Annotated in this window: 17 protein-coding genes; 10 read left to right on the top strand and 7 right to left on the bottom strand. The window is 72.7% G+C overall.

The features are described 5' to 3' along the window. Positions 1-15 precede the first annotated feature (15 nt). From hutI to hutU, 4 genes are all read right to left on the bottom strand, one after another. The gene (gene hutI / locus ABZ854_RS10875) at positions 16-1,191 is read right to left on the bottom strand and encodes an imidazolonepropionase (RefSeq protein WP_361207536.1); all 1,176 of its coding nucleotides are present in this window, start codon (positions 1,189-1,191) and stop codon (positions 16-18) included. A 26-nt stretch (positions 1,192-1,217) separates the two neighbouring features. Further along, positions 1,218-2,555, bottom strand: coding sequence for a formimidoylglutamate deiminase (locus tag ABZ854_RS10880; protein WP_361207539.1), 1,338 nt, complete (start codon positions 2,553-2,555; stop codon positions 1,218-1,220). Then, the gene (locus tag ABZ854_RS10885; protein ID WP_361207542.1) at positions 2,552-3,754 is read right to left on the bottom strand and encodes an allantoate amidohydrolase; all 1,203 of its coding nucleotides are present in this window, start codon (positions 3,752-3,754) and stop codon (positions 2,552-2,554) included. Before ABZ854_RS10885 ends, ABZ854_RS10880 begins: the two co-directional genes overlap by 4 nt. A 173-nt stretch (positions 3,755-3,927) precedes the next feature. Next, complete coding sequence (gene hutU, locus ABZ854_RS10890) at positions 3,928-5,592, bottom strand: urocanate hydratase (RefSeq protein WP_361207544.1); 1,665 nt, start codon at positions 5,590-5,592, stop codon at positions 3,928-3,930. 160 nt (positions 5,593-5,752) lie between these two features. Here hutU and ABZ854_RS10895 point away from each other — a divergent pair, with 160 nt between their 5' ends. The 5 genes from ABZ854_RS10895 to ABZ854_RS10915 all read left to right on the top strand — a co-directional run bounded on the left by ABZ854_RS10895 (position 5,753) and on the right by ABZ854_RS10915 (position 9,566). Continuing rightward, positions 5,753-7,132, top strand: coding sequence for a diaminopimelate decarboxylase (locus ABZ854_RS10895; RefSeq protein WP_361207546.1), 1,380 nt, complete (start codon positions 5,753-5,755; stop codon positions 7,130-7,132). Between the two features lie 211 nt (positions 7,133-7,343). Next, positions 7,344-7,733: a hypothetical protein gene (locus ABZ854_RS10900; protein ID WP_129308769.1), complete on the top strand. Its 390-nt coding sequence runs from the start codon at positions 7,344-7,346 to the stop codon at positions 7,731-7,733. Continuing rightward, positions 7,730-8,638, top strand: coding sequence for a transcriptional regulator (locus ABZ854_RS10905; RefSeq protein ID WP_361207549.1), 909 nt, complete (start codon positions 7,730-7,732; stop codon positions 8,636-8,638). Before ABZ854_RS10900 ends, ABZ854_RS10905 begins: the two co-directional genes overlap by 4 nt. A gap of 31 nt (positions 8,639-8,669) precedes the next feature. Continuing rightward, positions 8,670-9,182, top strand: a complete 513-nt coding sequence (locus ABZ854_RS10910; protein ID WP_361207552.1) for a roadblock/LC7 domain-containing protein — start codon at positions 8,670-8,672, stop codon at positions 9,180-9,182. 9 nt (positions 9,183-9,191) lie between these two features. After that, on the top strand, positions 9,192-9,566 hold the full coding sequence (locus ABZ854_RS10915; protein WP_361207555.1) for a hypothetical protein: 375 nt from the start codon (positions 9,192-9,194) through the stop codon (positions 9,564-9,566). Positions 9,567-9,599: 33 nt separating this feature from the next. Here the strand turns inward: ABZ854_RS10915 and ABZ854_RS10920 are convergent, their stop codons facing one another. Together ABZ854_RS10920 and ABZ854_RS10925 are read right to left on the bottom strand one after the other, a co-directional pair. Then, positions 9,600-10,184 carry a hypothetical protein gene (locus ABZ854_RS10920; RefSeq protein ID WP_361207558.1) on the bottom strand — a complete coding sequence of 195 codons (585 nt, stop codon included), beginning with the start codon at positions 10,182-10,184 and terminating at the stop codon, positions 9,600-9,602. Between the two features lie 115 nt (positions 10,185-10,299). Then, positions 10,300-11,142, bottom strand: a complete 843-nt coding sequence (locus tag ABZ854_RS10925) for a MurR/RpiR family transcriptional regulator (RefSeq protein WP_361207561.1) — start codon at positions 11,140-11,142, stop codon at positions 10,300-10,302. Between the two features lie 185 nt (positions 11,143-11,327). Between ABZ854_RS10925 and ABZ854_RS10930 the strand changes: the two genes are divergently transcribed. The 3 genes from ABZ854_RS10930 (at position 11,328) to ABZ854_RS10940 (ending at position 13,511) form a co-directional block, all read left to right on the top strand. Then, on the top strand, positions 11,328-11,759 hold the full coding sequence (locus ABZ854_RS10930; protein WP_361207564.1) for a hypothetical protein: 432 nt from the start codon (positions 11,328-11,330) through the stop codon (positions 11,757-11,759). Positions 11,760-11,924: 165 nt separating this feature from the next. Continuing rightward, positions 11,925-12,560: a hypothetical protein gene (locus tag ABZ854_RS10935; protein ID WP_361207567.1), complete on the top strand. Its 636-nt coding sequence runs from the start codon at positions 11,925-11,927 to the stop codon at positions 12,558-12,560. A 12-nt stretch (positions 12,561-12,572) separates the two neighbouring features. Beyond that, positions 12,573-13,511 (top strand): recombinase family protein, encoded by a 939-nt coding sequence (locus tag ABZ854_RS10940; RefSeq protein ID WP_361207570.1) that lies wholly within the window; start codon positions 12,573-12,575, stop codon positions 13,509-13,511. Positions 13,512-13,602: 91 nt separating this feature from the next. Here the strand turns inward: ABZ854_RS10940 and ABZ854_RS10945 are convergent, their stop codons facing one another. Then, positions 13,603-14,988, bottom strand: a complete 1,386-nt coding sequence (locus ABZ854_RS10945; RefSeq protein WP_361207573.1) for a cystathionine beta-synthase — start codon at positions 14,986-14,988, stop codon at positions 13,603-13,605. A gap of 161 nt (positions 14,989-15,149) precedes the next feature. On the opposite strand from ABZ854_RS10945, the gene ABZ854_RS10950 reads away from it, so the two are divergent. Together ABZ854_RS10950 and ABZ854_RS10955 are read left to right on the top strand one after the other, a co-directional pair. Next, positions 15,150-16,169: an SGNH/GDSL hydrolase family protein gene (locus ABZ854_RS10950; RefSeq protein ID WP_361207576.1), complete on the top strand. Its 1,020-nt coding sequence runs from the start codon at positions 15,150-15,152 to the stop codon at positions 16,167-16,169. Between the two features lie 172 nt (positions 16,170-16,341). Then, positions 16,342-17,562: an acetyl-CoA C-acetyltransferase gene (locus ABZ854_RS10955; protein WP_361207579.1), complete on the top strand. Its 1,221-nt coding sequence runs from the start codon at positions 16,342-16,344 to the stop codon at positions 17,560-17,562. Positions 17,563-17,704: the final 142 nt, after the last annotated feature.

The following is a 17,704-nucleotide window of genomic DNA, read 5'->3' on the forward strand; positions in this document are numbered from 1 at the left end:
GCCCCGGATTTCCGGTCAGAGTACGCGCACCCCTCCGCGCCACACCCCGCTCACCAGCGGGACGCCCGGGCGGTAGGCCAGGTGGACGTGGCTGGGGGCGTCGAGGAGGGTGAGGTCGGCTCGGGCGCCGGGGGTGAGGCGGCCGATGTCATCGCGGCGCAGGGCCGCCGCGCCGCCGGCCGTGGCCGCCCAGACCGCCTCGTCCGGGGTCATCCGCATGTCGCGGACGGCCAGCGCGATGCAGAAGGGGACGGAGGAGGTGAAGGAGGAGCCGGGGTTGCAGTCGGTGGACAGGGCGACGGTGACGCCCGCGTCCAGCAGGCGGCGGGCGTCCGGCCACTCGGCGCGGGTGGAGAACTCGGCGCCGGGGAGGAGGGTGGCGACGGTGTTGCCGCTCGCCAGGGCGTCCACGTCGGCGTCCGTGAGGTGGGTGCAGTGGTCGGCGCTGGCCGCGTCCAGTTCGACGGCGAGCTGGACGCCCGGGCCGTAGGACAGCTGGTTGGCGTGGATGCGCGGGTGCAGGCCCTTCGCCTTGCCGGCGGTGAGGATCGCGCGGGCCTGGTCGCCGTCGAAGGCGCCCTTCTCACAGAAGACGTCGATCCAGCGGGCGTGCGGCGCACAGGCGTCCAGCATCTCGCCGGTGACCAGGGCCACGTAGGCCGCCGGGTCGTCGGCGTAGTCGGGCGAGACGATGTGCGCGCCGAGATACGTCACCTCGTCGGTGTGGGCGGCGGCGATGCGCAGGGCGCGGGCCTCGTCCTCGACGGTGAGCCCGTAGCCGGACTTCGTCTCGAACGTGGTCGTGCCCTGGCGGAGCGCCTCAGCGAGGTAGCGGGTGAGGTTGGCCTCCAGTTCCGCGTCGCTCGCGGCGCGGGTGGCCGCGACGGTGGTGCGGATGCCGCCCGCCGTGTAGGAGCGGCCGGACATGCGGGCGTTGAACTCCTGCGTGCGGTCGCCGGCGAAGACCAGGTGCGAGTGGGAGTCCACGAAGCCCGGCAGCACCGCCCGGCCGCCCGCGTCGACCCGGTTGTCAGTGGCGGGTGCTTTGCTTGATTCACCGGTCCACGCGACGCGGTCGCCCTCGATGACGACGGCCGCGTCCTGGATCAGACCGAGGGGAGAGCTGTCGCCGAGGGAGGGATCGTTGGTGACCAGCGTGGCGATGTTGGTGATGACGGTGCTGCTGCTCATGGTGTCCTCGTGGGTGGCGGTGAGGTTCAGTCGCGCAGGGCTGCGACGGCGTCCGACAGTGCCCGCGGGACGTCCGGCACGAGCGCGTGCGCTCCGTCGCGCACGACGTGCCGTCCGCCCACGACCGTGTGGCGTACGTCCGCCGCGGTCGCCGCGAATACGGCCGTCTCGGCGCCGAGCCTGGGCTCCGGGCCCGCTGTCCTGACCGAGTCGAGCGCGATCGTCGTGAAGTCGGCGAGCGCGCCCGGCCGCAGGACGCCCGCGTCCTGCCAGCCCAGGGCGGCGTGACCGTCGGCGGACGCGGCGCGCAGCAGGGCCGCGGCCGTCCAGTGGCCCCGGGTGCGGGTGCGCAGCCGCTCGTTCAGCTCCATGGCGCGCGCCTCTTCGAGCAGGTCGATGACGGCGTGGCTGTCGGAGCCGAGGGAGAGCGGGGAGCCGGCCTGCTGGAGGGCGACCGCGGGTCCGATGCCGTCGGCCAGGTCGCGCTCGGTCGTCGGGCACATGCAGGTGCCGGTGCCGGAGCCGCCGAGCAGGGCGATGTCCTCGCCGGTGAGGTGGGTGTTGTGCACGCCGGTGGTGCGCGGCCCGAGGACGCCGTGGTCGGCGAGCAGTCGGGTGGGGGTGCAGCCGTGGGCCTCCAGGCAGGCGTCGTTCTCGGCGGTCTGCTCGGACAGGTGTACGTGGAGCGGGGCCCGCCGCTCCTCGGCCCAGCCCGCGACGGTCGCCAACTGCTCGGCGGGCACGGCCCGTACGGAGTGGACGGCCGCTCCGATCCGCGCGTGATCCCGTTCCTTGAGAACTGAACAGCGTTCGGCCCAGGCCGCCGCGCAGCCGTCGGAGAAGCGCAGCTGGTGATCGTTGGGCGGCTGCCCGAAGCCGGCGGAGAGGTAAGCGGTGTCGAGGAGGGTGATGCGGATGCCGGCCTCGGCGGCGGCCGCGATCAGCGCCTCACCCATCGCGTTGGGGTCGGCGTAGGGGGTGCCGCCGGGGGCATGGTGCAGGTAGTGGAACTCGCCGACGCAGGTGACGCCGGCGAGGGCCATCTCGGCGTACACCGCGCGGGCCAGCGCGTGGTAGCTGTCGGGGGTGAGCCGGTCTGCGACGGAGTACATCACCTCGCGCCAGGTCCAGAACGTTCCGGAGCCGACCTGGACGGTGCCGCGCAGCGCCCGGTGGAAGGCGTGGCTGTGCGCGTTGGCGAGGCCCGGCAGCGTGAGTCCGCGCAGCACCTGAGCGCCGGGCGGCGGGGCGGGCGTGCCGGTGCGGACGGCGGCGATCCGGCCGTCGCGCACCTCCAGGGCCACGCCCGGCTCGGTGTTCCCGCCGAGCCAGGCGTGCTCCAACCAGTAGGTTCCCTGAGTCACCTGCAGGCCAGTCCTTCCAGTACGTCGGCAAGCGCGTGGACGCCGGTCACGCAGTCGTCCTCGGCCGCGAACTCGGCCGGGGAGTGCGAGACGCCGGTGGGGTTGCGCACGAACAGCATGGCGGTCGGGATGCGCCCGGAGAGGATTCCGGCGTCGTGTCCGGCGCCGGTGCCGAGCACGGGCACCTTCAGTTCGGTGTCCCGGCCGAGGATGCGGGCGAGTTCGTCGCGCAGGGCGTGGTCGAACTCGACGACGGGGGTGAAGGACTCCCGGACGACCCCGAGGTCGATGCCGTGGGCGTCCGCGTACTGCCGGGCCGCCTTCTCGATGCCGCCGACGACGGTGTCGAGGGTCTCCTGGTCGGCGGCGCGGGAGTCGAGCCAGCCGCGCACCAGTGAGGGGATGGCGTTGACGCCGTTCGGTTCGACCGAGATCTTGCCGAAGGTGGCGACGGCGCCGGCGAGTTCGGCCTCGCGGCGGGCGGCGAGGACGGTCTCGGCGTACGACAGCATCGGGTCGTGCCGGTCGACCAGCCGGGTGGTGCCGGCGTGGTTGGCCTCGCCCCGGAAGTCGAACCGCCAGCGGCCGTGCGGCCAGATGGAGCTGGCGATGCCGACCCGGTCCCCGGAGAGGTCCAGAGCACGCCCCTGTTCGACGTGGAGTTCGACGAAGGCGCCGATCCGGGAGAGCCGCTCGGGGTCGGCACCGATCGCCTCGGGGTCGTACCCGGCGGCCTCCATGGCCCTCGGGAGGCTCACGCCGTCGCCGTCGGTGAGCCGGTGCGCCTGCTCGACGGTCAGCTCCCCGGCGGTGAGCCGGGAACCGACACAGGCGAGCCCGAACCGGGCCCCTTCCTCGTCCCCGAAATTGACGATGGCCAGGGGCTTCGTGAACTCCGCTCCCCTGCCGCGCAGTTCGTCCAGCGCGGCGAAGGAGGACACGACCCCGAGGGGCCCGTCGAAGGCCCCTCCGTCCGGCACGGAGTCCAGGTGCGACCCGGTGACGACGGCGTCCCCGGCGGCGGGGTCGCCCAGCCAGGCCCACTGGTTCCCGTTCCGGTCCACCTCGTACGCCAGCCCCCGCCCCCGGGCCTGCTCCTCGAACCAGCTCCGGCACTCGGCATCGGCCCCGGACCAGGCGAACCGCCGGTACCCCCCGGACTCCGCATGCCGCCCGACGGGCAGCAACTCGGCCCACATCTTTTGAAAGGAGGAAGGGTTGCCGGGCTGTGGGCAGGCGTTCCGCAGGGCGATGGGGGTCTCCCCGTTCGAACGGAGTTGAGAGTGGGGGAGGGTGGGCACGGCCGAACCGGCGGCCGGCGACGAATCGCCCGCCCCCACCGGAGAGTGGCCGCCCCCGCCCGAACCCACGCTCACGCGCCCTCACCCTCACGCATAGGCACCCGAACCCCCCGCTCGCCCGCGACGGACTCCGCGATGTCGTACCCCGCGTCCACGTGCCGGATGACACCCATCCCGGGGTCATTGGTCAGCACACGCCGGATCTTCTCGCCGCCCAGCTTCGTACCGTCGGCGACCGTCACCTGCCCCGCGTGGATGGACCGCCCCATGCCCACGCCGCCACCGTGGTGGAGGGACACCCACGATGCCCCGGACGCCACGTTCACCATCGCGTTCAGCAGCGGCCAGTCGGCGATCGCGTCGGACCCGTCGAGCATCGCCTCGGTCTCGCGGTACGGCGAGGCGACGGACCCGCAGTCCAGGTGGTCGCGTCCGATGGCCAGCGGCGCGGCCAGCTCACCGCTCGCGACCATGTCGTTGAACCGCTCGCCGGCCTTGTCCCGCTCGCCGTAGCCGAGCCAGCAGATGCGCGCCGGCAGGCCCTGGAAGTGGACGCGCTCGCCGGCCATCTTGATCCAGCGGGCCAGGGACTCGTTCTCCGGGAAGAGGTCGAGGATGGCCTTGTCGGTCTTGGCGATGTCGGCCGGGTCGCCGGACAGGGCCGCCCAGCGGAAGGGGCCCTTGCCCTCGCAGAACAGCGGGCGGATGTAGGCGGGGACGAAGCCGGGAAAGGCGAACGCCCGGTCGTAGCCGGCCAGCTGGGCCTCGCCGCGGATGGAGTTGCCGTAGTCGAAGACCTCGGCGCCGGCGTCCATGAAGCCGACCATGGCCTCGACGTGCCGGGCCATGGCCTCCCGCGCGCGGGTGGTGAAGCCGGCCGGGTCCTTGGCGGCTGCGTCGGCCATGTCCTCGAAGGCCACGCCGAGCGGCAGGTAGGCCAGCGGGTCGTGGGCGGAGGTCTGGTCGGTGACGATGTCGATGGGGGCGCCCATGGCCAGCAGCTGCGGGACCAGTTCGGCCGCGTTGCCGAGGACGCCGATGGACAGCGGCTTGCGCTGGTCGCGGGCCTCGGTGGCCAGCTGGAGCGCGTGGTCGAGGGAGTCGGCCTTCACGTCCAGGTAGCGGTGCTCGATGCGGCGCTCGATGGCGCGCGGGTCGCAGTCGACGCAGATGGCGACGCCGTCGTTCATGGTGACGGCGAGCGGCTGGGCGCCTCCCATGCCGCCGAGGCCGGCGGTCAGGGTGATGGTTCCGGCCAGGGTGCCGCCGAACTTCTTCGCGGCGACGGCGGCGAAGGTCTCGTAGGTGCCCTGGAGGATGCCCTGGGTGCCGATGTAGATCCAGGAGCCGGCGGTCATCTGGCCGTACATGGTCAGGCCGAGGGCCTCCAGGCGGCGGAACTCCTCCCAGTTGGCCCAGTCGCCGACGAGGTTGGAGTTGGCGATGAGGACGCGCGGCGCCCACTCGTGGGTCTGCATCACGCCGACCGGGCGGCCGGACTGGACCAGCATGGTCTCGTCCTGCTTGAGGGTGCGCAGCGTGCGGACCATGGCGTCGAAGGAGCGCCAGTCGCGGGCGGCCTTGCCCGTGCCGCCGTAGACGACGAGCTTGTCCGGGTGCTCGGCGACCTCGGGGTCGAGGTTGTTCTGGAGCATTCGCAGGGCGGCCTCCTGCTGCCAGCCGAGCGCGCTCAGTTCCGTGCCGCGCGGTGCTCGTACGGGGCGGGGTCCGGACATCGTCTGCCTCCTCCTGTGCCTATGTCTATTCACATCCTGTCTCTCTGAATAGAACTAGTCAATACGGCCTCCCGGTCCCGTTCCCGCGCCGTCGGTGTTTGGCTGGATGCAGCCGGGGCGCACACAGGCGTCTCCGACGCGGACACGAGGGGGAAAGGCCGTGGAGCGGGACATCGAGACCGAGGCACGCGAGCGCGCCGGCCGGCGGGACGACGCGGTGCGCGCGGCGGTGGAGCAGGGCCTGCTGGGCCCGGACGCGGCCGTGGTGGGCCTGCTGGACGTCACCGGCATCCGGCGGTCGGCGGCGGCGCTGCGGGCGGCGTTCGACGCGGTGACCGCCCCCGGCACCCCGGTCCTGCACGCCTTCGCGGTGAAGGCCACCCCGCTGGTGCCGGTGCTGCGCCTGCTGCACGAGGCGGGCATCGGCGCCGAGGTGGCCAGCCCCGGCGAGCTGGCGCTGGCCCGCGCGGCCGGGCTGCCGGCGTCCCGGACCGTGCTGGACGCGCCCGCCAAGACCCTGGCCGAACTGCGTGAGGCGCTGGACCTGGGTATCGCCGTCAACGCGGACAACCCGCAGGAGCTGGCCCGCCTGGACGCTCTCGTGCGGTCCGCCCCGGCCCCCACCCGCTCCCCGCTCGGCCTCCGGGTCAACCCGCAGATCGGCGGCGGCGCGATCGGCGCGACCTCCACGGCGACCGCGACCTCGAAGTTCGGGGTGGCGCTGCGCGACGAGGGGGCGCGCGAGTGGGTCGTCCAGGCGTTCCTGGACCGGCCGTGGCTGACCCGGCTGCACGCGCACACCGGCTCGCAGGGCATCCCGCTGCCGCTGCTGGCGCGGGGCGTGGCGGAGGCGTACGCGCTGGCGGAGGAGATCAACACGCGCGCCGGGCGGCGGCAGGTCGACACGCTCGACATCGGCGGCGGCCTGTCGGTGGACTTCGCGTCGGAGGTGGCGGGGCCGACGTACGAGCGGTACGCGCGCGCGCTGGCCGAGGAGGTGCCGGGGCTGTTCGACGGGCGGTACGGGCTGGTGACGGAGTTCGGGCGGTCGCTGCTGGCCCGGCACGGAACGGTGGTGGCCCGGGTTGAGTACGCCAAGAGCGCCGGGGGGCGGCGGATCGCGGTGACCCACGCGGGCGTGCAGGTGGCGACGCGGACGGTGTACGCGCCGGGCGCCTGGCCGCTGCGCATCGCCGCGTACGACACCAAGGGGCACCCGAAGCCGGGCCCGGACGTGGTGCAGGACGTGGCGGGCCCGGCCTGCTTCTCGGGCGACCTGCTCGCCGAGGGGCGTGCCCTGCCGCTGCTGGAGCAGGGGGACTACGCGGCGGCGCTGGACACGGGCGCGTACTACTTCGCGCACCACTACGCGTACAACTCCCTGGCCCGGCCGGGCATTTACGGCTTCCTCGCGGACGGTCCGGGCGGGGTGAAGTTCGCGACGGTGCGCGAACCGCAGACGGTGGCCCAGGTGGTGGCCGAGTCCGGCGGGGCGCACACCGGCGCGCTCACCACCCTGGGCGCGCCCGGGAGCCGTTGACGCGCACCGGCGGCGCCGGACCACAAAAGGGTCGTACGGCGGTCACCTCGCGCTGGAGAGACCTCGTCTCGCGCTGAAGACACCTCGTCGGCCAACACTAGTACGCCGGACGCATGTTCCGCCGGAAAATGCCAAAGCCCTCACCCCTCGCGTACACGGTGCGTAGTGTCAACGTCACTCATCCGGATGACGAGGGGGGAGGGGATCCACGGTGCCCGGAATCGACGAGTGCCTCCTGGAGGCGATGCGCCTGCCCGGCGCCCGGGGAGCCGCGCTGGTGGACTGGACGAGCGGACTGGCCCTCGGCACGGTCGGCGAGGCCCCCGGCGGGGACCACGAGACCACCGCCGCCGAGGCCGCCGAACTCGCCCGCATGGCCGCCGAACACGGCGCGTTCACGCTCGGGGAGACCACGGACGGACGGCCGGCCGTCGAAGACGTGATCGTCTGCAACCACGAGAACTACCACCTGCTGCGGTTCGTCGACACGTCCTTCGACAGCAGCGTCTTCCTGCACCTGTGGCTCGGCCGCGAAGAGGGCAACCTCGCCCTCGCGCGGATCCGGCTCGGCGAGATGGCCGCCCGGCTGGTGCTGGGATGACCGTGCTCGGGACGACACCGCCGTTACCGGTGCGGCACCGGACGGCCGTACGGGCACTGGGGGCCGGCGGCGCCGGGCACGGGCTCTCGCCGATGCTCACCCGGCTCGCCGAGGAACGGGCCACCGGTGTCCTGGTCCGCGAGCACGGCACCCTGCACCTGGCCGAGGGCCGGGTGGTGTACGCCGAGAGCCCCCTCGCACCCGGCCTCGACGTGCTCCTCACCGCCCACGGCACCCTGGCCGCGACCGCCTGGCAGCGGGCGGCCGCACGCTCCGCCGGCCCCCTGGACGCCGCCGCGCTGCTGCTCGACGCCGGACTGCTGCCGACGGGTGCGCTGGAACTGTGCCACCTGGACGCGCTGTACGACGCCGCGTACTTCGCGCTGGCGCCGAGCAGCACGCCGGGCCGCTTCCGCTACACGGACGCACCGAGCCCCGACGCGCACCACACCGACGCGCCGAACCCCGACACGCACCGCACGGGCCCGGGTCACCTTGATACGGCCCACCCCGGCTCGGCCCACCCCGGCCCCCTGCCCTCCGTCCCGGTCACCGCGCTGGAGCGGGAGACGCTGCGCCGCCGGGAGCTGCTGCACCGCCTCTGGCCGGACCCGGCGGCCGACAGCGTCCCGCTGATCCGCGCCGACCCCGTGACCGCGCCGCCGGTCACCGCGCGCCGGCGGGCGGTCCTCGACCGGGTCGACGGCATCCGCACCGCCCCCGAGATCGCCCGCGACCTGGGCCGGCAGGCGTTCCACACCCTCGTGGACGTCCGCCGGCTCGCGGCCGCCGGACACCTCCGGCCGGTGCTCGCGGCACCCGTCCCGGCACCGCCCCCACCCCCGGTCACCGACCCCGACATCGCGCTGCTGAAGAGGCTCAGGGATGCGCTGGAGGCACTTTGAACGGCACCGCCCCGCCGAAGGGAGACAGCTGATGGTGCCCCAACAGGACCTGGAGACCGTCCGGGACGAACTGCGCCGGCTCCGCACCCGCGTACCGCAGCTCACCGGCGCCCTCGCGGCCGGCGTCGACGGACTCGTCGTGGCCGAGGACACCCCCGGTGTCGACCCGGAGGGCTTGGCCGCGCTCACCGCCGCCGCGCTCGGCGTCGCCGTACGGGTCGCCGACGCCACCGGCAACGGCGGCTTCCGGGAGCTGCTGGTGCGCGGCGAGCACGGCTACGTCGCCACCTACGCCGCCGGCCGCACCGCCGTACTGACGCTGCTCGCCCAGGACCGGGTCAACGTCGGCCGGCTGCACCTGGAGGGCCGCCGGGCCGGCGCCCGCATCGGTGAGCTGCTGGACGCGGCCGAGGCCGCCGCACCGCCACCCCCACGCCCCGCCAGGAGCACGTCCCGCGCCCCCACGACGCGCACCCGGACCCCCCGCACACCCCGCACGACCACCACCACCGCCGTCGAGGCGCACACCACAACCGAGAACTGAGAGGGCATCATGGCCAACACCGAGACCGCGCTGAAGGAAGCACTCACCTCCATCGAGGGAGCGACCGGCGCCGCGCTCGTCGACTACACCAGCGGCATGGCGCTGGGCACGATCGGCGGCAGCAAGGACTTCGACCTGAACGTGGCGGCCGCCGGCAACACCGACGTGATCCGCGCCAAGATGCGCACGATGGAACACCTGGGCCTCAAGGTCGAGATCGAGGACATCCTGATCACACTGTCGGACCAGTACCACCTGATCCGCCTGCTCAAGGGCCGCGGCGGCAACGGCCTCTTCCTCTACCTCGTCCTGGACGCGGACCGCGCCAACCTGGCCATGGCCCGCCACCAGCTGAAGCGGATCGAGGCGGAACTGGAGGTCTAGAAACCCTCGCCGGAGGTTTCAAGGACGCCTCGATCACGCGAGTGCGGCGGTACGGCGGCGGGCGCCTCCCGGGGCGGCGTCGCCGGCCGCGACGCCCGTGCCGCGCAGGGCCTTGACCGCCATACCCGCCGGGTTGCCACCGCGGCCGTCGAGCCAGTCCACGCGCACCCACAGCAGGGTCTGCTCCACCCGCTCGCGCCGCCCGAGCCACGCCGCCTTCAGCCGCAGCCCGGCACCGGTCCCGGCGAGCAGCATGCCGCCGGCCGCGGGCACGGCGAAGGAGCTGCCGAGCGCGGCGGCGAACGCCAGCAGCAGCCACCAGCGGTGGCCCCGGCGCCAGGCGCGCACGGTCACCGCACGGTCCTGCAGGGTGTCGTACTTGCCCGCGCGGGCAACCCCGCGGGCGATGGCGGCGTACCTGCCGCGGCGCAGCAGCGCGACGACGGCGGCGGAGACGAGGAACAGCGCGGCTCCGCCGAGGACCCCGATCCGCCGCCCGGTCACCCCGGGCGGCAGGACCCCGATCGCGGCGGCGAACACCCCGCACCACCACAGCGGGGCGGCCCCCGCCCGTACGACGACGGCCACCCTGGCCAGACCCTGTCCTCCGCGCGCCACGTCAGCCTCCCGTGTCACGTTGCCGCAATGCGCCTGTGAACGTGTGCGGCAGCACGCTAGGCGGAGAACCTGAGACGAGTCTGAGAGAGGGCCCCCAGGCCCGCCTCACACCGCCTCAGTCGACGAAGAGTCCGCGTGCGGCCGCGTTCGCGTCGAACTCCTCCAGCCGGGCCTGCGCCTGCGGCAGGTCGTCGCAGAGCGCCTCCAGCAGCACCCGGCCGAGCAGCATCGGCGCGCACGCGGTGTCGAAGGCGAGCCCGGTGCCCACGGCGGCGGGCAGCAGCAGGTCGGAGTACTTGGCGACCGGGGCGAACGCGGAGTCGGCGACCGTGACGACGGTCAGCCCGGCGTTCTTGGCGTAGGCGAGGGTGTCGACGACCTCGCGCGGGTGCCGGGGCAGGGCGAAGCAGAGCAGGGCGGTGGCGCCGGCACGGACGGCGGCGTCGATGCGGTCCTCGATCATCGTGCCCCCCTCGTGGAGCAGCCGGACGTCGGGGTGGACCTTGGCGGCGAAGTAGGAGAAGCCGTACGCCTGCGAGGCGGCGGCGCGCAGGCCGAGCACGGGCAACGGGCGGGAGGCGGCCAGGATGCGGCCGGCCTTCTGCACGGGCCGCGGGTCGGCGAGGACCTCCGCGAGGTGGCGCAGGTTCTCGATCTCGGCCTCGACGGCCTGCTGGTACTCGTTGAACGCGCCTGCCTCGGCGGCCGGTTCCGCCGGCACGACCTCGCGCAGGTGCTTGCGCAGCGCCGGGTAGCCGTCGAAGCCGAGCGCGACCGCGAACCGGGTCACGGACGGCTGGCTGACGCCGGCCAGGTCGGCGAGCTCCACGCTGGACAGGAAGGGCACGTCCGCGGCCCGCCGCACCATGCTGTGCGCGATACGGCGCTGCGTGGGCGTGAGCCGGTGCCCCTCGAAGAGCGCCTGCAACCGGGTCGCAGGGCTGTCGGTCGCGCTCATGGCGTACTCCCCCTCAAGATGTCTCGCCGCCCCGGGAGAGTACAGCGCCGGGGTCCGCCTCCCACCTTCGTATTCAGACAAGGTGTCACTGCATACCGTTATACAGCGGGAGGGGGGAGAACGGCACGCCGGACAGGGGGGCTGTCCCCAGTGCGCCGGACGGGCCCGTTTCCTATGGTGTCCGCATGAGCACACTGGACTCGCGTGGCGCCGACCTCGGGAAGGACCTCGACGCCACCGTGCGGGCACGCAGGGAACTGGGCGAGGACTACGACTCCGCGCTCGTGGACTCCTTCCTGGAGAAGGTCGAGCAGCGCATCGACGACACCGTGGACCGCCGGGTCCGCCGGCACCTGGCCGAGCAGCAGATGGCGGCCGCACGCGGCGGCCGGCCCTCCCGGTCGGCGGACTCCTGGGCCGAGCGCTTCGGTTTCGCGCTGGTCTCGCTGGTCCTGGCGATCCCCCTGTCCGCGATCGGCGGCGCCTTCGGGGGCATGTCCGGCATTGTCGCCACCTGGATCGGCGTCGTCGGCGTCAACGCGGCCCAGGCGGTCCGCGCCAACCCCGAACTCCTCACCGCCCGCGGCCGCCGCCCCGCCGGGGACGACGAGCACTGAGGGCCTGAAAGCACCGGGCCGAAGACCTGCCGGTCCGTACGTCAACTCGGAATGCCTTCCTCACTCGATACGGTTGGCGATCGGTCATCCACTACCGCACCCCGCGCCCCTCGGGCAGTCTTCGAGATGATCGAACTCAGCAGCTGATCTCGAAGGGGCGTTCTCGTGTCCGGCTGGTCCAGGAGCTTCCTCAATCCCTCGCTCGTCTCCTCTCTGGCGGCCGGGCACACCTTTGAGGAATGGCTCGACGGCCGGATACCCGGAGTGGACTACGCCCGGGTCAGCGCCGACCAGAGCGCGCGATCGTCCACGGCGGCCAAGGGGCGACCGGCCGGAACCGGCATCCGCCACCAGCACGAGGAGAACGTCGAGACAGCCTCCGCCTTCGGTGTGGCCCTGGTCCGGTTCTACGAGGACAACAGCCGAACGGCGGTCCAACCGGCCCTTTCTCGGCCGGCGTTCGGCGACATGATCGAAGCACTGCACTACCGCAGGACGCCCGAGGGATTTCCCGTGCGGGCGCTCGTCGCGACGGAACACGAACGCGTCTGGCGTCTGACGGCGGACTTCGCCAGGCTCCGGCAAGCCCTCCGCGTTACCGATGACGGCCTCTTCATCGAACGCCGTGCCGTCTTCGACGCCGAGTCGGAGGCCGACGCTCGCAACGCGGCCGGCGGCGAGGAAGAGGTACGCAGGACGAGGGAGCGCATCGAGCGCCACATCCATCGGCGTGCCCTCGACGGCGGCGCTCCGGGCGGCCGCAGACGCTTCGGCTGGCTTCCTCCGGACCCGCGCGGCTGACGCAGGATGAACATGGTCAAAGACCCCCGGGAATGGCCCGTGCTGCGGACGATGATCGAGTCGGCACTGCGCGGCAGCAGTCGGAACGACATCGCCAGGGATCTCAACGCCCGCGACGCGAAAACCGCGGCCGGTAACCGGTGGAGCGGGGCAACGGTCCGTCAGGCCCTGACCAACCCGGTGATGTGCGGCTACCGGGCCATCAAAGGTTCTCTTGTCCGCGATCCGGTCACCGGGGAGCCGGTGGTCGGGCAGTGGGACGCTCCGGCGACCGTGGCGGAGTGGCGGGCGCTCGTGGACCTCTCCCGGCAACGCGGAGCGCGGCAGGGCAGTCGGATGACAAACGGCAGTCCCCGCCCAGGAAGGCAGCCGCAAAGCTCACGCAAGTACTTGTTCAGCGGATATCTGCGCTGCGGTGCCACTCGGAAGGACGGTAGCCCGTGCAACTCCAGGATGGGCGGGTGCATCCGGCCCACGGCGAAGGACCCCGCCAACGCGGTGTACGTGTGCACTGCCCTGGACTGCGCGGGGACAGCGCGCAACGTCCGTGACGTCGACGCACACCTGGAGGGCGTCGTCCTCCGCCTGTTGCGGGAGCGTCGGACGTCCTGCGACGCCGGGCGACCGGATTGGACGGGCGCGGCGCTCCTGGACGACTTGCGGCGGCAACTCGCGGCTTCGCCCGCCGCCGAGCACTCCGTCGGGACGGCCGGCCTCCAGACGCGAATCTCTGGACTCGAAGCGGCTCGCGAGGCGTACCACCAGCGGCTGAACGCCGCCGAGGCCGGGCAAGATCCCTCACGTTGGCCGGGAATGACCCTGGAGCAGCGGCGGGCGTCGGTCGGCCGGGTGCTGGAATCGGTGACCGTTCATCCGCTGCCGCCCGGCCGGTCGCGCCGTGCCCCCTTCGATCCCGTGCTCCTGCTGGTCAAGCCCCTGCAGGCCGGCTGATCACGTCGGCGCCGCCGTTCGCCCCGCTTGGCCACCGACCGTCGGGCGGTCGACGGCCGCGGGCCTGCGGGAACGGCGGCGCCCTCCGACATCACTGCTCGGCGCGAGCCATGTAGGCCAGGAGGTCCTGGCGGGTCACGACTCCGGTCGGCTTGCCCTCGACCAGGACGATCGCCGCGTCCGCGCCGCCCAGGAGGGACATCAGGTCCGCGACGGGCTCACCCGAGCCGACCTGGGGCAGCGGCGACGACATGTGCTTCTCCAACGGATCCGTCAGGGTGGCCCGCTGGGTGAACAGCGCGTCGAGGAGGTCCCGCTCGACGATGGAACCGACCACTTCGGCGGCCATGACGTCGGGGTGACCGGCGCCCGGCTTCACGACCGGCATCTGGGAGACGCCGTACTCACGCAATACATCGATGGCCTCGCCCACGGTCTCCTCCGGGTGCATGTGCACCAGGTGCGGGATGAGGCCCTCCTTGTGCTTCAGGACGTCACCGACACGAGCGGTGGGACCCGTCTCGTCGAGGAAGCCGTAGGACGCCAGCCACTCGTCGTTGAAGATCTTGCTGAGGTAGCCGCGGCCGCTGTCCGGGAGGAGGACGACGACGACGTCGTCCTCGGTGAGGCGTTCGGCGACCTTCAGCGCGGCGACGACGGCCATGCCGCAGGAGCCGCCGACCAGGAGGCCCTCCTCCTTGGCGAGACGGCGGGTCATCTGGAAGGAGTCCTTGTCGGAGACGGCGACGATCTCGTCGGCGACGGTCCGGTCGTAGGCGGTCGGCCAGAAGTCCTCGCCGACGCCCTCCACGAGGTAGGGACGGCCGGAGCCGCCGGAGTAGACGGAACCCTCCGGGTCGGCGCCGACGACCTTGACGGTGCCGTCGCTGGCGTCCTTCAGGTAGCGGCCGGTGCCGGAGATGGTGCCGCCGGTGCCGACGCCCGCCACGAAGTGGGTGATCTTCCCCTCGGTCTGCTCCCACAGCTCGGGGCCGGTCGAGTGATAGTGGGAGAGCGGGTTGTTGGGGTTGGAGTACTGGTCGGGCTTCCAGGCGCCCGGGGTCTCACGGACGAGCCGGTCGGAGACGTTGTAGTACGAGTCCGGGTGCTCGGGGTCGACGGCCGTCGGGCAGACCACGACCTCCGCCCCGTACGCGCGGAGCACGTTGATCTTGTCGGTGCTCACCTTGTCCGGGCAGACGAAGATGCACTTGTAGCCCTTCTGCTGGGCCACGATGGCGAGCCCGACGCCGGTGTTCCCACTGGTCGGCTCCACGATCGTGCCGCCCGGCTTCAGCTCGCCGCTCTGCTCGGCGGCCTCGATCATGCGCAGGGCGATGCGGTCCTTCACGGAACCGCCCGGGTTGAAGTACTCCACCTTGGCCAGGACGGTCGCCCGGATGCCCTTGGTCACGTTGTTGAGCCGCAGCAGCGGGGTGTTGCCGACGAGGCTGATCATCGAGTCGTGGAATTGCACCGTTGTCTCCGGTTGCTTGCAAAAACATTGGTCGTCAGTGGTTCCGCCAGCCTACGGCCCGCGGGTGGGGCGGGGCGGGCGTTCACTCCCTGTCGAGATTGGCGCACGGCCTGTACGGGGCAAGGAGTGGGTGTACGGCTACGAGGAGGTGGCGGCGGCGCATGACGAGCATGTCGAGGGCGAGGGTGGCCCGGCGTATCGCGGCCGGGGCGGCGTACGGCGGTGGCGGGGCGGGGCTGGTCGGTGCGGCCGCCGTGGGTCTGCTGCTGGCCGAGATGCGGCTGGCCCGGCGCCATGTGGGCAACGGCAGCGGCGGGCGGGTGCCGGTGGCCGACGGGGTGTACGGCCATGCGTACGACGTCCCCGGCGAGCCTCCCCTCCGGCTGACCATGCTGGGCGACTCCACGGCCGCCGGGCAGGGGGTGCACCGGTCCGGCCAGACCCCGGGCGCGCTGCTGGCGTCGGGTCTCGCGGCGGTGGCGGAGCGGCCGGTGGAGCTGCGGAACGTGGCACTGCCGGGGGCCCAGTCGGACGACCTGGACCGGCAGGTGGCGCTGGTGCTGGCGGCTCCGACGCCGGTCCCCGACATCTGCGTGATCATGGTCGGGGCGAACGACGTGACCCACCGGATGCCGCCGACCCGTTCGGTACGGCACCTGTCGGCCGCGGTACGACGGCTGCGCACGGCCGGTGCGGAGGTGGTGGTCGGCACGTGCCCCGACCTCGGCACCATCGAGCCGGTGCAGCAGCCGCTGCGCTGGCTGGCCCGGAGGACCTCGCGGCAACTGGCGGCGGCGCAGACGATCGGGGTGGTGGAGCAGGGCGGGCGGACGGTGTCCCTAGGCGATCTGCTGGGCCCGGAGTTCGAGGCGAATCCGCGGGAGCTGTTCGGGCCGGACAACTACCACCCCTCGGCGGAGGGGTACGCGACCGCCGCGATGGCAGTCCTGCCAACGGTGTGCGCGGCGCTGGGGCTGTGGCCGGCGGAGGAGGAGCGGCCGGACGTGTTCCGCCGCGAGGGGTTCCTGCCGGTGGCGCGCGCCGCGGCGGAGGCGGCGTCGGAGGCGGGCACGGAGGTCACGGCGGCGATGCCGACCGGTCCGCGCGGCCCCTGGGCGCTGCTCAAGCGGCGGCGCCGGCGCCGGGTCCCGGAGGCCGAACCGGCGGCGCCGTCGCCGTGAGAGCCCGGGGTGTTCCGGCACGGCCGGCGCCCAGAGACCCCGGCCCGGCGACCGAAGCGCAAAGCAAGCGCTTAGTAAATTGCGGCCAGTGTCACACCGCGACACCGATGACCTCTCCGGTACGGGCGGGTAATTTCCCAACCGGCCCTGCAATCTTCCCTCTGGAGCCGTGATGCCCGAAGCCGTCATCGTCTCGACCGCCCGCTCCCCCATCGGCCGCGCCGGCAAGGGTTCCCTCAAGGACCTGCGCCCCGACGACCTGACCGCGACCATCGTCCAGGCGGCGCTCGCCAAGATCCCCGAGCTCGACCCGCGGGACATCGACGACCTGATGCTGGGCTGCGGCCTCCCCGGCGGCGAGCAGGGCCACAACCTGGGCCGGATCGTCGCCGTGCAGATGGGCATGGACCACCTGCCGGGCTGCACGATCACCCGGTACTGCTCCTCCTCCCTGCAGACCTCCCGCATGGCCCTGCACGCCATCAAGGCCGGTGAGGGCGACGTCTTCATCTCGGCCGGTGTCGAGACCGTCTCGCGGTTCGGCAAGGGCAGCTCCGACGGGCTCCCGGACACGCACAACCCGCTGTTCGCCGAGGCCGAGGCGCGTACGGCCGCCGTCGCCGGGTCCGAGGGCTCGACCTGGCACGACCCGCGCGAGGACGGCCTGCTTCCCGACGCCTACATCGCGATGGGCCAGACCGCCGAGAACCTGGCCCGCTGGAAGGGCATCAGCCGCCAGGAGATGGACGAGTTCGGCGTCCGCTCGCAGAACCTCGCCGAGCAGGCCATCAAGAACGGCTTCTGGGAGCGCGAGATCACCCCGGTGACGCTGCCGGACGGCACGGTCGTCTCGACGGACGACGGCCCGCGCGCCGGCGTGACCATGGAGGGCGTGTCCGGGCTGAAGCCGGTGTTCCGCCCCGACGGCCTGGTCACCGCCGCCAACTGCTGCCCCCTGAACGACGGTGCCGCCGCGCTCGTCATCATGTCCGACACCAAGGCCCGCGAGCTGGGCCTGACCCCGCTCGCCCGGATCGTGTCCACCGGCGTGTCCGGCCTCTCCCCCGAGATCATGGGCCTCGGCCCGGTCGAGGCGAGCAAGCAGGCGCTGAAGCGGGCCGGGCTGTCCGTCGGCGACATCGACCTCGTCGAGATCAACGAGGCGTTCGCCGCCCAGGTCATCCCGTCCTACCAGGACCTCGGCATCGACCTGGACCGGCTGAACGTCAACGGCGGCGCCATCGCCGTCGGCCACCCCTTCGGCATGACGGGCGCCCGCATCACCGGCACGCTGATCAACTCGCTCCAGTTCCACGACAAGCAGTTCGGTCTGGAGACGATGTGCGTCGGCGGCGGCCAGGGCATGGCGATGGTCATCGAGCGCCTCAGCTGATCAACCGTCAGTAGCGAGCCGTACACACTACGTCAGAAAACGGTCCGGAACCCGGGAAACCTCGAGGTTCCGGGCCGTTTCGTGATTCAGTCGTCCTCAGGATGTGACCTATGTCCCTCGGCGAATACATCCATGCAGGTCA

Origin of the sequence: Streptomyces sp. NPDC047028 (assembly GCF_040644095.1) — a bacterium.
GTDB lineage: Bacteria > Actinomycetota > Actinomycetes > Streptomycetales > Streptomycetaceae > Streptomyces.

What these genes read in the sequence shown, in the direction of transcription:
- hutI (WP_361207536.1), bottom strand. Translation starts at nt 1,191, where the DNA reads ATGAGCAGCAGCACCGTCATCACCAACATCGCCACGCTGGTCACCAAC.
- ABZ854_RS10885 (WP_361207542.1), bottom strand. Translation starts at nt 3,754, where the DNA reads ATGTGGGCCGAGTTGCTGCCCGTCGGGCGGCATGCGGAGTCCGGGGGG.
- hutU (WP_361207544.1), bottom strand. Translation starts at nt 5,592, where the DNA reads ATGTCCGGACCCCGCCCCGTACGAGCACCGCGCGGCACGGAACTGAGC.
- ABZ854_RS10905 (WP_361207549.1), top strand. Translation starts at nt 7,730, where the DNA reads ATGACCGTGCTCGGGACGACACCGCCGTTACCGGTGCGGCACCGGACG.
- ABZ854_RS10910 (WP_361207552.1), top strand. Translation starts at nt 8,670, where the DNA reads ATGGTGCCCCAACAGGACCTGGAGACCGTCCGGGACGAACTGCGCCGG.
- ABZ854_RS10915 (WP_361207555.1), top strand. Translation starts at nt 9,192, where the DNA reads ATGGCCAACACCGAGACCGCGCTGAAGGAAGCACTCACCTCCATCGAG.
- ABZ854_RS10925 (WP_361207561.1), bottom strand. Translation starts at nt 11,142, where the DNA reads ATGAGCGCGACCGACAGCCCTGCGACCCGGTTGCAGGCGCTCTTCGAG.
- ABZ854_RS10930 (WP_361207564.1), top strand. Translation starts at nt 11,328, where the DNA reads ATGAGCACACTGGACTCGCGTGGCGCCGACCTCGGGAAGGACCTCGAC.
- ABZ854_RS10940 (WP_361207570.1), top strand. Translation starts at nt 12,573, where the DNA reads ATGGTCAAAGACCCCCGGGAATGGCCCGTGCTGCGGACGATGATCGAG.
- ABZ854_RS10950 (WP_361207576.1), top strand. Translation starts at nt 15,150, where the DNA reads ATGACGAGCATGTCGAGGGCGAGGGTGGCCCGGCGTATCGCGGCCGGG.
- ABZ854_RS10955 (WP_361207579.1), top strand. Translation starts at nt 16,342, where the DNA reads ATGCCCGAAGCCGTCATCGTCTCGACCGCCCGCTCCCCCATCGGCCGC.